The organism is Microbacterium sp. ZXT2-5 (assembly GCF_055329545.1).
The window spans coordinates 1,700,562-1,713,182 of the sequence record NZ_JBUZWD010000001.1 but is presented as its reverse complement, the minus strand read 5'-3'; the positions used below and the strand labels follow the sequence as shown (position 1 = coordinate 1,713,182).

12 protein-coding genes are annotated in these 12,621 nt (G+C 66.7%); 8 read left to right on the top strand and 4 right to left on the bottom strand.

What is annotated here, in order from left to right:
* Nucleotides 1-64: 64 nt before the first annotated feature.
* The 5 genes from ACZBH1_RS07505 (at nucleotide 65) to ACZBH1_RS07485 (ending at nucleotide 3,850) form a co-directional block, all read left to right on the top strand.
* Nucleotides 65-949 carry an ABC transporter ATP-binding protein gene (locus ACZBH1_RS07505; RefSeq protein ID WP_463646004.1) on the top strand — a complete coding sequence of 295 codons (885 nt, stop codon included), beginning with the start codon at nucleotides 65-67 and terminating at the stop codon, nucleotides 947-949.
* Nucleotides 946-2,058 carry an ABC transporter permease gene (locus ACZBH1_RS07500; RefSeq protein ID WP_463646003.1) on the top strand — a complete coding sequence of 371 codons (1,113 nt, stop codon included), beginning with the start codon at nucleotides 946-948 and terminating at the stop codon, nucleotides 2,056-2,058. Before ACZBH1_RS07505 ends, ACZBH1_RS07500 begins: the two co-directional genes overlap by 4 nt.
* Nucleotides 2,059-2,710: 652 nt before the next feature.
* Nucleotides 2,711-2,914 (top strand): hypothetical protein, encoded by a 204-nt coding sequence (locus ACZBH1_RS07495; protein ID WP_463646002.1) that lies wholly within the window; start codon nucleotides 2,711-2,713, stop codon nucleotides 2,912-2,914.
* A gap of 47 nt (nucleotides 2,915-2,961) precedes the next feature.
* Nucleotides 2,962-3,396, top strand: coding sequence for a hypothetical protein (locus ACZBH1_RS07490; protein ID WP_463646001.1), 435 nt, complete (start codon nucleotides 2,962-2,964; stop codon nucleotides 3,394-3,396).
* A 310-nt stretch (nucleotides 3,397-3,706) separates the two neighbouring features.
* On the top strand, nucleotides 3,707-3,850 hold the full coding sequence (locus ACZBH1_RS07485; RefSeq protein WP_463646000.1) for a hypothetical protein: 144 nt from the start codon (nucleotides 3,707-3,709) through the stop codon (nucleotides 3,848-3,850).
* A gap of 20 nt (nucleotides 3,851-3,870) precedes the next feature.
* On the opposite strand, the gene istB is transcribed toward ACZBH1_RS07485, so the two are convergent.
* Nucleotides 3,871-4,662, bottom strand: coding sequence for an IS21-like element helper ATPase IstB (gene istB / locus ACZBH1_RS07480; protein ID WP_463645999.1), 792 nt, complete (start codon nucleotides 4,660-4,662; stop codon nucleotides 3,871-3,873).
* Complete coding sequence (istA, locus tag ACZBH1_RS07475; protein WP_463645998.1) at nucleotides 4,662-5,867, bottom strand: IS21 family transposase; 1,206 nt, start codon at nucleotides 5,865-5,867, stop codon at nucleotides 4,662-4,664. Before istA ends, istB begins: the two co-directional genes overlap by 1 nt.
* 597 nt (nucleotides 5,868-6,464) lie before the next feature.
* On the opposite strand from istA, the gene ACZBH1_RS07470 reads away from it, so the two are divergent.
* A complete protein-coding gene (locus ACZBH1_RS07470) occupies nucleotides 6,465-6,929 on the top strand; it encodes an AAA family ATPase (RefSeq protein ID WP_463645997.1) in 465 nt (154 codons plus the stop codon).
* Between the two features lie 51 nt (nucleotides 6,930-6,980).
* Here ACZBH1_RS07470 and ACZBH1_RS07465 read toward each other — a convergent pair whose 3' ends face one another.
* Together ACZBH1_RS07465 and ACZBH1_RS07460 are read right to left on the bottom strand one after the other, a co-directional pair.
* Nucleotides 6,981-8,573 (bottom strand): alpha/beta hydrolase-fold protein, encoded by a 1,593-nt coding sequence (locus tag ACZBH1_RS07465; protein WP_463645996.1) that lies wholly within the window; start codon nucleotides 8,571-8,573, stop codon nucleotides 6,981-6,983.
* Between the two features lie 124 nt (nucleotides 8,574-8,697).
* Nucleotides 8,698-10,596: a family 43 glycosylhydrolase gene (locus ACZBH1_RS07460; protein WP_463645995.1), complete on the bottom strand. Its 1,899-nt coding sequence runs from the start codon at nucleotides 10,594-10,596 to the stop codon at nucleotides 8,698-8,700.
* A gap of 227 nt (nucleotides 10,597-10,823) precedes the next feature.
* Between ACZBH1_RS07460 and ACZBH1_RS07455 the strand changes: the two genes are divergently transcribed.
* Entirely contained in the window at nucleotides 10,824-11,537 is a 714-nt protein-coding gene (locus ACZBH1_RS07455) for a GntR family transcriptional regulator (protein ID WP_463645994.1), read from the top strand.
* Between the two features lie 77 nt (nucleotides 11,538-11,614).
* Complete coding sequence (locus ACZBH1_RS07450) at nucleotides 11,615-12,613, top strand: sugar phosphate isomerase/epimerase family protein (protein WP_463645993.1); 999 nt, start codon at nucleotides 11,615-11,617, stop codon at nucleotides 12,611-12,613.
* The last annotated feature ends 8 nt before the right edge of the window (nucleotides 12,614-12,621 follow it).

The window sequence follows — 12,621 nt, the reverse complement described above, 5'->3', positions numbered from 1 at the left end:
GCTCGCGGCTTCCGTACGGTGATCTCGACGGACTCGGTCAGCCGAGCCGGAGAGGGGATTCAGGATGCTGCAACTCCGCGGGATCGAGAAGAGCTATGGCGGGCGCCGCGTGCTCGACGACGTGTCGTTCGACGTGCGTCCCGGCCGCCTGACCGGCTTCGTCGGCGGGAACGGCGCCGGCAAGACCACCACGATGCGCATCGTGCTCGGGGTGCTGGGCGGCGACGGCGGCACGGTGACGCTGGACGGCGCCGAGGTGACGGCATCCGACCGCCGCCGCTTCGGCTACATGCCCGAAGAGCGCGGGCTCTACCCGAAGATGAAGGTGCTGGAGCACATCGTGTATCTCGCGCGGCTGCACGGCTTCTCGAAAACGGATGCCACCGCCCGCGCCACGGCCCTGCTCGAGCGGCTCGGACTCGGCGAGCGCCTGAACGACAACGTCGAGACGCTCTCGCTCGGCAACCAGCAGCGCGCGCAGATCGCCGCGGCGCTGGTGCACGACCCGCAGGTGCTGATCCTCGACGAGCCGTTCTCGGGCCTGGACCCGCTGGCCGTCGACGTCGTCGCCGGGGTGCTGCAGCAGCGCGCCGCGGCGGGCGCCGCCGTGCTGTTCTCGTCGCACCAGCTCGACGTCGTCGAGCGGCTCTGCGACGACCTGGTCATCATCGCCGGCGGCACGATCCGCGCCGCCGGCGCCCGCGACACGCTGCGTGCGCAGCACTCCACGCGCCGCTTCGAGCTGGTGTCGGCGGGCGACGCCGGCTGGCTGCGCACCGAGCCCGGCGTCGAGGTGCTCGACTTCGACGGCGGCTACGCCGTGTTCGACGCCGACACCGCCGAGACCGCGCAGCGGGTGCTGCGGCGCGCGGTCGCCCAAGGGGATGTGGCGAGCTTCGCGCCGCAGCATCCGTCCCTCGCCCAGATCTTCAAGGAGGTCATCCAGTGAGCACCCCCGGCACCACCCGCGGCAGCGGCGCGACCCTCGGCAGCGGGCAGGCGATCTGGCTCGTCGCCGAGCGCGAGATCGGGTCGAAGCTGCGCAGCAAGGCGTTCGTGATCTCGACGGCGATCCTGTTCATCGGGGCGCTCGCGCTCGTGATCTGGGCGGGCTTCCAGGCGTCGAACGACAGCGGCACCCCTGTGGCCGTGACGGCCGATGCGCAGCAGTACGTCGCGGCGGCGGAGGGCCTGGACGTCACCGACGTCGACGACCGGGCCGCCGCCGAGGCGCTCGTGGCCGACGGCACCGTGGATGCCGGCGTCGTCGGCGACCCGTCGTCGCCGCTGGGGTTCGCCGTGATCGCCGACTCGTCCCCGCCGACGACGCTGCTGCTGCAGCTCGCGCAGGTGCCGCCCGTCGAGCTGCTGAATCCCGACGAGGGCAACGCCGCGCTCGGCTACATCGCCGCCGTGGGCTTCGGCATCGTGTTCCTGCTGGCCGCGTCGCTGTTCGGCGGCACGATCGCGCAGAGCGTCGTCGAAGAGAAGCAGACCCGCGTGGTGGAGCTGCTGATCTCGGCGATCCCCGTCCGGTCGCTGCTGGCCGGCAAGGTGATCGGCAACACGATCCTCGCGATGGGCCAGATCCTGATCCTCGCCGCCATCGCGGTCATCGGCCTGACCGTCACGGATCAGACGGCGCTGCTGCAGGGACTCGGCGGGCCCATCGCCTGGTTCGCGATCTTCTTCCTGTTCGGCTTCATCCTGCTGGCATCGCTGTTCGCAGCGGCCGCGTCGATGGTGTCGCGCCAGGAGGACATCGGCTCGACCACGATGCCGCTCACGATGCTGGTGATGGCGCCGTACTTCCTGGTGATCTTCTTCAACGACAACCCGGTCGTGCTCGCGATCATGTCGTACGTGCCCTTCTCGGCGCCGGTGGGCATGCCGATGCGCATCTTCCTCGGCCAGGCGCAGTGGTGGGAGCCGCTCGTGTCGATCGCGATCCTCATCGCGACGTGCGTCGCCGCGATCCTCATCGCCGCCCGCATTTACCAGAACTCCCTGCTGCGCATGGGCGGCCGCGTGAAGCTCTCGGAGGCGCTGGCCGGCTGACGGGCGGGGGGCGGATGCCGCCGGCGCTGGGGCGCGTCGGTTGAGGCGCCTCCGCGGGCGGGAGGCGCGGGCGGGGTATACGAGCACCCGTCGGTTGCGGGGGTGCGCGACGGTGGCGGTGCGGGTCTGCCCGCCCGCGGAGGGATCGCAGACGGACGTGCTGAGAGCCGTGCGCGATGGCACCTCCACCGCGCAATGCCCGTTTACGGATCGTCTTGCGGTCGGAGAGATGCGATTCTCGCGGACCGGGCCGTTGTTGACTTCCGCCACGGTTACACGCGAGCATTCGCATGTGGACCGCGCCGGCAAGCTTCTTCTGGGGTTCTCCGCTGTTGCGATCGCGCTCTCCCTCGCCGGGTGTGCCGTGCCCGCGGACCAAGCTGCACCACGACACACCGCGGAGACCACCTCGGCTGCCCCGACGTCGGCACGAACAACCCCGAGCACGTCAGACGCGCCGACCGCGACGCCCACGCCGACACACCCTGTAGACCCGCGAGACACTGTGTACGACGCGGAAGTCGCCGCCTGGGCTGACGAGATCCCCGCGGGGTTCGCATGGCCGTCTTCGATCACAGGCCTCGCCGCTGGCCGCTGGCACGGGAAGGGTGACTGGTCGCGGTATACGACCGCAGCCGGGATCTACCACTGCATGTTCGTCTACGCAGCCTGGGATGCCTACTTCGTCGACAACGATGCGCCCGCATCCAAGCAGTACGCCGCTCGCGCCGACGCGACCATACCGGAACAGCCCTACCCGACGTGGGTGACCAGCGACGACGGATCCATCCTCGACCAGGCGCTCGCGAGCGAGAGTGGCATCTGCAACGGCTTCGTCGGGGATCTGCGGATCTAGGTGCTAGCTCGATTGCGGACTCGCACGTTTCTAGGGAGACCCTGTTGATGGCGCGACCCGACACCGACACCGACGACGCGCCACGGCCCCTGTCAGCCAAGGACCGACGCGTCATCGCGTGGACGATCGCCCTGCTCATCGTCGGCGGGTACGTCATCTGGCAGCTGCTCGGGGTCTGGACCGCTAAGGACGCCGAGCCGCCGGCATGGCTGATCACACCACCGGCGGGCGCAACAATCGTGGGAGAACCTCGGATCGACCGCGAGCCCTACAGAGCCACAACGTATGTGACGGTTCGTCCGGCGGAGGGTGAGAAAGCTCATCAGCTCGTGGAGCGGATGGGACTGTCTGAGCAGCCGACGCAGATCGGCCCCACACCCCTCGACTGGCGGCCCGTGTGGGTTTACAGCAGACCCGTGCAGAACGGTGTCGAGCTAAGGCTGGTGTACCTGCGAGACTCGGAGGACATCATCACGCCCTGACGGCAGCGACGATGCACGCGGAGTCTCGATACCAGCCCAGGGTCGCAGACGACCGACACCACCTCACCGATCTCCAGATCGCTCGCAGAGCCTCTCGTGCGCGTTCCGTACCTCCCGCGCCTCGTCGCGAAGCGCAACGCACATCTCCCGGCCGTGCTCCGCTGACTCGGCGGAATGCGCACGTTGGTCTACCGGCTGCCGTTCGGCGCGGTCGAGGCGCGCCACGGCCGCCGCGTCAGTCAACATCACTCATGTCGGAGGACTGCGCCAGGATTTGTGTCAAACCGTTCATGGGTGGGGAGGAGTTGAGATGTCCGAGGTGATCGCGGCGACGGTGGGCTCTTTGGCTGGCGCGGGGTTGGAAGCCATGAACGGCGGAAGGCGCGATCGTGCGCGTGACAGCCGCGTGTCGACGACGGTTGAAGAACCGGCCAAAACGACGGGCGAAAACTAGGCCACCTGGTTGTCGTTTGCTCAGTCTGCCGGATCCTGTGTCTTGATGCTCGGGAGGCTGTCGATGCCCCTGCCGCGGAGCCGGTAGCTGGCTCCCTTGAGGGTGAGGACGTCGGCGTGGTGGACGATACGGTCGATCATCGCGGCGGCGACGGCCTGGTCGCCGAACACGCCGCCCCACCCGGAGAACGGCAGGTTCGAGGTGAGGATCAGCGACGCGTGTTCGTATCGGCTCGAGACGAGTTGAAAGAAGAGATTCGCGGCGTCCTGTTCGAAGGGCAGGTAGCCGACCTCGTCGACGATGATCAGCCCGTAACGCCGCAGCCGGGCGAGCTCGCGGGGCAGGTTGCCTTGCCGGTGCGCGTCGGTGAGCCGAGTGACCCAGTCCGTCGCGGTCGCGAACAGCACCCGGTGGCCGTGCCGAGCAGCGACGATCCCCAACGCAGTCGCCAAATGCGTCTTCCCGGTTCCGGGCGGGCCGAGCAGGACCACGTTCTGCGCTTCGAGGAGGAACCCGCCCGAGGCGAGAGCGGCCACCTGCTGCCGGGCCGTCGGTTGCGCGTCCCAATCGAAGTCCTCGAGCGTTTTGCGAGCGGGGAACCCGGCGGCGTTGATCCGCAACTCCGCGCCGGACGCGTTGCGGGCGGACACTTCGCGCTCGAGCACGGCGGCGAGGTAGTCCTCGAACGACCAGCCCGCGTCCCGGGCCTGGTCGGCCATCCGGCTGGCGGCTTCGTTGATCCGGGGCGCCTTCAGCGCGCCGGCGAGGTAGGTGATCTGCTTGACCGACTCGGTGCTCTTCGCGCTGGCCATCACGCCACCCCGCTGATTCCGAACGCCCGGTCGTAGTCGGCGAGATCCCGGGTCAGATCTGTGTCGGCGACAGCTGGTCGGGGCTGCTGGAACTGTTGCCGCAGCAACTTCGCTGTGTCGCGGTGGGCCGGGTCGGTGACGACGGCACCGCGCGCCCAGATGCGGCGATGGTCGCCAACGATCCGGCCGTCCAGCCGCACCCGGACCCGGTCAAGGTCAGCGACGACGTCGACCAGCCGGCCGATCGCCGTCGGGTCGACGGAGTAGTCGCTGGCATCCAGACGCACGTAGTAGTCCCGTCCCAGGCGCACCCGTTCCCGCCAGCCCAGCTGCAGCGGGACCGGCGGCAGCGGGAGCATCCGCGACCGGTCGTGTTCGATCAGATCCACCGGCCGCGCCTTGATGGTCCGCACCACCCGGGCGTTGGCGCGCTCCAGCCACTCGGCGAGCTGGGTGTTGAAGTCGGCGGGTGAGGCGAAGGTGCGACCGGGCATGAAGGAGCTCTCCATCCACCCGTTGCGGCGCTCCACGATCCCCTTCGACTCCGGGTCATAGGGCCGCAGTTGCACCACCTTGGTTGCGAGGGTGCCGGCGAACGCGGCCACGCCCTGCGCGAGCCGGCCCTTCTGCCCGATGCCGGGCTCGTTGTCCCAGATCAGCCGGCGCGGCACCCGTCCCAACTGCTGGATCAGCTCCCACGACCCGAGCAACAGGTCCTCGGTCTTGCGTGTCGGGATCATTCTGGCGGTGATGAACCTCGAGTGCGCCGCGACGATCACCAGCACCGGCAGCAGCACACTGCCACCGTCCTCGAGCGGGATCTTCCGCGGCGGAAACCACAGATCGCACTGCGCGGCATCACCCGCCGCCCACAACAACCGATCGGCCGGGTCAACCGGACGATGCTCCGGTCGCAGCCGCCTAACGTTCTCCCGGAACCAGGTGATCGACCCGGTCCATTCGACCCGTTCTGCGATCACCGTCGCCGGCATCGACGGGTGCTCCGTCAGCAACGCCCGCACCCGCGGCTCGAACGGCGAGAACGACGTCGCCTGCGACCTTCGCTGATACTTCGGCGGTTGATCCGACCGCACCGCTGCCGCGACCGTGTCCCTCGCGATCCCGAGGTCCCTCGCCACCTGGCGCTGCGGAACCCCGTCCGCGACCAGCCGCCTGATCAACGCCCAATCTTCCAAGGAGATCACCCACCCAATCTGGTCTGGGTGGCCTAGTTTTCAAGCGTCGTTTTGGCCGGGTTCTCGAACGTCGCCGACACCGCGAACGACGTCGAGCCGGCGCGGACGAAATCTTGGAGGCTCTCCGTCCGCTTCATCGGCGAATGCGCAAGGTGCAGTTCTCACGCGACGCAAAGAAGTGGTCGAAGACGATAGATCGGGCGCTCAGGACTATCGAAGTTCATCGAGACGTGTTGCCCGATGGTTGGCATCTCCATCGAAGCGTTCGGGACGCAGTCGGAGCGGCTACCGGGCTCGGCTTGCATGAGCTACTCGGCGTCGACCCTCGCGAGCTCGCTTCCTTCGATCGACTCTGGCTTGAGCGTGGAGCGGGCTACGTGGACTATGCGATGTACGTCATCGAGCGCTGGCGGTCCGCGTACAAGGAGTCCACTGCAAACCGGATGCAACTCATGGATTTCGACCCGTGGCTTCGAGAGGTCGAACGACGGTCCACCATAGGACCCTGACGTCGAGCTGCGACGGCGCTGGCGCAGGCGTCTCTAGCGAAGAGTCTGCGCGGCAAGGGACCGGCTACCGCACGGCTGAGAACTATGCTCCCGAGTTGTGGATCACATTCTGATCACTGGAATGTCCGGCGTCGGAAAGTCATCGGTGCTGAGCGAACTCTCGCGTCGAGGCCATCGAACGATCGACACGGACTACGGCCGATGGGTGCGCGCAGACGGCGCGTGGGACGAACCGAGAATGGCTTCTCTACTATCGGCCGCCTCGCCCGTGGTCGTAGCCGGCACGGTAGATAATCAGGGACGCTTCCACGACCGCTTCGCGGCCGTCATTCTTCTCAGCGCACCGGTCGAAGTCCTGCTACACCGCCTCTCGACGCGTACGAACAATCCCTACGGAAAATCAGAACGCGACCAGGCCGAGGTTCACCGATACGCGCGGGACATCGAGCCCCTGCTACGTCGCGGCGCGACCCTGGAACTCGATGCGTGCCGACCCATCATCGAACTCGCCGACGAGATCGAGAAGCTCGCAATACCGCACGGCTCCGGTAACGCACGGTAGGCGATGGATATTCTGCGGACCGTTTCCAGGGCAAGGGGCGCCCGGCTGGGGTCACTCGCGGTCGCGGAGACCGGGCGGTTGCACTTCCGGAGCGGAGACCGGTTCGCTGGCCGAGGCGTTGAACAGATCGTCACCGAGGTAGCTAACCTGGATGACACCCGTCTGCAATTGCCTAGGAGATCCAAGGCGAAGGCGTGCCTGGCCTTCGTCATCGATCACCGCTGCGCCGATGGTCTCTCCGTCGAGGATGAACTGGACGGATCCAGTCGGGCGCGCCTGACTGTTCCCAAGCGGTTCGACCGTCGCCACTGCCCACGTGACAGCACCGCGATGTTCGAAGGACACATTGGTCGTGGTGGCACGGAAGGCGACGTTGCGCAGGAAGTGCTCGTATAGCTGACGCGCGGCATCCCACGTATGGGTCCCGTTGACATTGTGCTCGACGACCTCAAGTCCGTGGTTACGGAGCGTATCTACGCGCGCCAGGGAATTCGGTGCGATGTTCCCCAAGTAGTCCTGCAGGCCGGTGCCCATGTGTATACCTCCGCGAATCGCTCGCATGTTCTCGACCTGTGCCGCATCGGGCAGACCGGGGAACGCCGCCGACGCCCACGCGCCGTAATACTCGAACGTCGGTGTGTGGTTGTACAGCAGTCCCAACGCGCGGGCCCCCCCGAGTGACTGACCGCCGAACGCGCGATCTTCCGCGCGATTAGAAACGTTGTACTCGCTCTCGATGAACGGAATCACGTTGTCCTTGACGTCGTGTGCATAACCCGCGTCACCAGCGAGGCCATTGAAGTTGGTTCCGACGATGATCATCGGCTGCGCACGTCCGTCGGCGACGAGGTTCTCCATAATGAAGTTCGAAAGACCTTGTGCGTTCCAGTGGGCCTCGTTCCCTCCCTGACCGTGACTGAGGTAGAGAGTGGGGTAAGGCACCTCGCGATCGGGGTCGTAGCCGGCGGGGAGGTAGACCACCAGGTGGTGCGTTCCGGGCGGGTTGGTGGAGTTCGGCGAGATGTACTGCCGGTGCTCGTAGGTGCCCGTGCGCTCGGGCGGTGTGGGCACCTGGTACGGATAGTCGTAGGTCGGGAAGTCCGGGTGCGCGGGCACGTGGACCTGGACGAAGGTCTGCGCGCCCGTCGGGCTGAGTTGCGATGCCCAGCCCGGGTTGGCGGGATCGATGTATCGCGTGCAACCGGCATTGCTCGGACCAGGGCACTCGTCGTGGACGAAGTGGTAGGAGAAGGTGCCGGCCGGCAGCGGCGTCGTCCACGTCCAGACGCCGTCGGCGCCCTTGGACATGTCCGAGAGGAGGAAGCCCGGAGCGGCCGGCGCGACGATGTCGCCGGGCTCCCACTGAGCGCCGAACTTGCCCTCTGCCGAAGTCGTGTTGATGATGACATCCGGGTCGGAGAACTGCCACTCGCCCCAGATGCGCACCCGCTCCACGTCGTCGGGTGCTGCGTAGCGGAAGGTCACCTCGTAGCCCGTCGGCCCAGTGTCGGTCTTCACCACCTCCGGTCCGAGGTTGAGGTCGGCGGCGTCATCCGCGGCCGCTGGTGCTGTTGCTCCCAGTAGGGCGAGGCTGCCAACGAGCGCAGCGAGTGTCGTGTTCCGCACCACGGCGTGCAGACTCATTCGAATCATGTTGCGTCCTTCTCCTCGATCAAGGGCCGTCCGCCGGACACTCCGGCGCGCGATCCACGTTCCAATAACAGGTCTGGGGTGCCAGTCCGACTGACACCCCAGACAGTTGCTGCACTCAGCCCAGGTGGCGCTTGCTGGTGACGACCTCCTCGCTGACGTTGCCGACCGCGTCAGTCGCGCGAACGGTGATCGTGCTGGCGGCGTCGATCTGGACCGGTCCGTCGTAGACCTGCCATCCGAGGTCGGGCTGATTCGGTTTGCTCGCCCGGTACTCGATGAGAGCGACGCCCGACATGTCGTCGCTGGCCTCGATCACGAGGCGCTGGCGCTTGTCGAGCGACGCCGTGACGACCGGAGCGGTGTTGTCGTACACCATCTCAAGGCGCCACTGCTGCGGCGGCCACTTCGCGGCCTGGGTCAGGTTCCCTGCCTGGTGATCACCATCGCGGCGGAAGCCTCCCACGATCTCGGATCCGACCGACAAACCGGCATCCGACACCTCGAGCGCGAGGTTCGAGGCCTCGCCCACCAAGCGATGGAAGCCGTGACCGGTGTCATCGAAGTACCAGCGCTGCGACGCGCTGTCATCGCACTCTGCCAGAGCGATGGGCGTTCCGACGTTGCCGTCGAGTGAGGTCATGGCGACGCACTGATCCTTCGCGCCGTCGAGGCTCCGCCAGCTGTAGAAGCCATCGCCCTTGCGGTGCAGCTGGAAGTACTGGGCGTTGCTGTCCGCGCATTCCGCGAGAAGGAGGCTGTTTCCGCTTGCGCTGAGGCAGTTCTCACTCGCCACCGGGTTCTGCAGACTGTTCGGGTCGGAGAGGCTCCCCGCCTGCACCCGCAGCTGGTAGAGCGATTTGTCGGAGATGTCGTACGCGCCACCGCCGGGCTCATAGAAGAAGGGCCAGCCGTCGTCCCAGTTGAACGGACGGATGCCCATGACGGTGCCCGGGCGGTGCGCGTGGTACGTGAGGTAAAGCTCCCCGTCCTCGCGGAAGTAGTCCGGCGCGCCGGGTGACCGATACAGACCGCTCGGGGTCACGCCTTCCTGTGCCACACGGCTGTTGAGGATGATGGTTCCGCCGCCCTCGGCGAGGTCCACGCCATTCTTGTCGACGTAAGGGCCCTGGATGTCCTTCGAGCGACCCGCAACGATCTTGTACGTGTTGTCGTTGCCGCTGGCCCGACAGCACCAATCCCACGCGGTGAGGAGGTAGAACCATTCGCCGTGCTTGAAGACGGACGGACCCTCAATGCGGTTGAAGTTGGGGTTCGTCCACGGGAAGCGCTCGCTGGCACGGTCCGCGACTTTCACCGGCTCGCCAATGAGAGTCACCATGTCGGGCGCGAGCTGTTGGATGAAGATGCCGTCGAAGTGCGAGCCCCAGGTCATCCACCAGTTGCCGTCGTCGTCCTTTTCCAGTGCGGCGTCGATGGCGTTGAACGTGTTGTTCTCGGGAGATCGGGTGCCCGACGCCACGATCGGGGCGCCGTGGTCCACGTAACTCGACGGGATTTCCGGAGTCTTGGTGGTCTTCAGGCCGATGGCGGAGTTGTTCGTGCCGAATGCCGAGGTGGAGTAGTAGTAGTAGGTCGTGTCACCAATCTGCTGGACGTGGGGCGCCCACACGGCACTGCCCGCCCACGGAGCGGTCGGGACGTTGCCGATGTTCGTCCACGGTCCTTCCAGCGCCGGGGCCGTCCAGATTCCCCGGTGACTCGGGGCGGCGAAGTAGGTGTCACCCTTCTTCCACACTGTGGGGTCGTGCAGGTTGAGGTTGCCAGTGAGCGGGAGCTGGCCAGCGGGTTCGATGTCGATGGGCGGTGGCGGGGCTGTCTCGGCGGCGGCAGGCGCCGCCGCGAACAGACTGGCTCCAAGCAGCAGTGCCGCCGCCGTCGCAACGACGCGTGATGAGCCTCGAATGAGTTTCACAATGTGCCTTTCCTTCTCAGCGCTGAGAGGACTGCCGTGCACGCGTGCCGCGATATCGTTCGGCGCGGGCGCGCGATACATGACGGAGCAGGAAGTCGTGCGGATGACTCCTCGCCAATCCATCCAGCAGGGTATTTCCTATAGGATAGTGGCGCCGGCGTTTCCGTCAAGAGCCATTTCTTCGTCGCAGGCCGAGTGCCGGCGCAAGACCCTGACGCGGTTCGGGCGAGTAGGGTTAGCGGCCGAGGAGTACGCTCCGCGGCGTGGGAGCGCGACGCGGGCGTCCGGAAGAAGGGCTGGGTGGCACCATGACGATCTCTCGAGCGAGTACGAACGCGGACGAGATCGAGCGTCGCGGGCTGCGCGAACAGGTATACGACTCGGTGCTGCGGAGACTGCTCGACGGCCGGATCGCATCCGGTGAGCGCCTCTCGATTGAGGACGTTGCGCGCACGCTGAACGTCTCGCCCACGCCGGTGCGTGAAGCATTCGTGATGCTCGAGCGCACGGGTCTCGTCTCGCGTGTAGCCCAGCGCGGGTACCGGGTGGCACCGCCGCTGGACGATACGCAGCTGGCCGAGCTTTTCGAGGCGCGGCTCCTGCTCGAAGAGCACGCCGCGCGTCTGGCTCACGCGCGCCGCGACAGCCTCCTGCGGGAACTCAGGCGGATCACCCGCGCGCACGACGCGCATGCCGAGAAGATCGTCGCCTATGGCTGGCAGGAATCTGTCCCGATCGAGACGACCCAGGCGTACTTCACCAGCGACGCCGAGTTCCACAACGCCATCTTCGCCTGCGCCGGCAATCGCTACCTCGCCGATATGTACGGCTCCCTCGGGGCACTGACGCACCGGATGCGCCAGATCGCCGTTCGCGGCCCCGAGGACGTCAGAGAAGCCACTCGGGAGCATCACGCCATCGTCGAGGCGTTCGAATCCGGGGACGCCGAGGCGGCCGCTGCAGCCATGAGGCAGCACATCGAGAATGTCCGGGCCCGTTCGCTGGGTCGCTCCGCCGAGTAGAGAGCGCCGCTCGAGTCACGGAATTGCTTCCCGCCGACCGTTGCCGTCTGTTCCAGTTCCCAATATCCTATTGGAAATTGATTTCTGACCTGCGGGAGGCGCTGGTGCTCGTACCCTTCTCGGCAAGCGACTGGCCGATCGCGACGTGCCTCCACGGTGTTCCGACGAGAACTTTGGCGGGGCAGCCCCTGTACGACGCGTCAGCGGGCGAGTGGATCGACGTCCTGCAACTCGTTCGGTCGGTCGGCTTTGACCTCGTCGAGCTCGCCGACAGCCACGCACGGATCGGCGACATGTCGGCCTCCCGCCTCGAGGACATGAAGACGCTTTTCCAGGAGAACGGAGTTGCGGCACCTGCGGTGCACGTGCAGCGGGCGAGTGTCATCGAGCCCGGTCGTGGCGAGGACAACCTCGCCTACGCGCATCGCACCATAGACGCCGCCGCCGCATGGGGCATGGCCGTCGTGTCCACGGGCCTTCACCAGCCGTTCACCCACGCTCAGCGGCGCGCGCTGTGGTTCTGGACCGAGCCCGGTGCGAGCGACCCTGATGACGGAGACATCTGGGACCTCGCCGTTTCCCGCTTGCGCGAGCTGGGCCGCCACGCGGCGGACGTCGGCCTTGCGCTGTCGCTGGAGATGTACGAGGACACATTCCTGGGATCCGCGGACAGCGCGGTGCGGATGATCGAGGACATCGATCTGCCGAACGTGGGCCTCAATCCCGACATCGGTAACCTCGTGCGTCTTCACCGCCCCGTTGAGGACTGGCGCGAGGCCTACGCGAAGACGCTGCCGTATGCAAACTACTGGCATCTCAAAAACTACAGCCGCGATGAAAGCGGCGACTTCGTGACCTCGGCCCCCACGACGTTGGAGCAGGGAATCATCAACTACCGCCAGGTCATCTCCGAGGCGGTCCGCAGCGGGTACCGCGGCATCCTCCTCATGGAGCACTACGGCGGAGACAGCCTCGGAATCTGTGCGACGAACCGTGAGTACGTCCGGCGGGTTCTTGCCCATCCCATCGCCGAACTGACGCGCAACGCCAAGCGGGAGACCTCCCCGGCGCAATGAGCACTCGA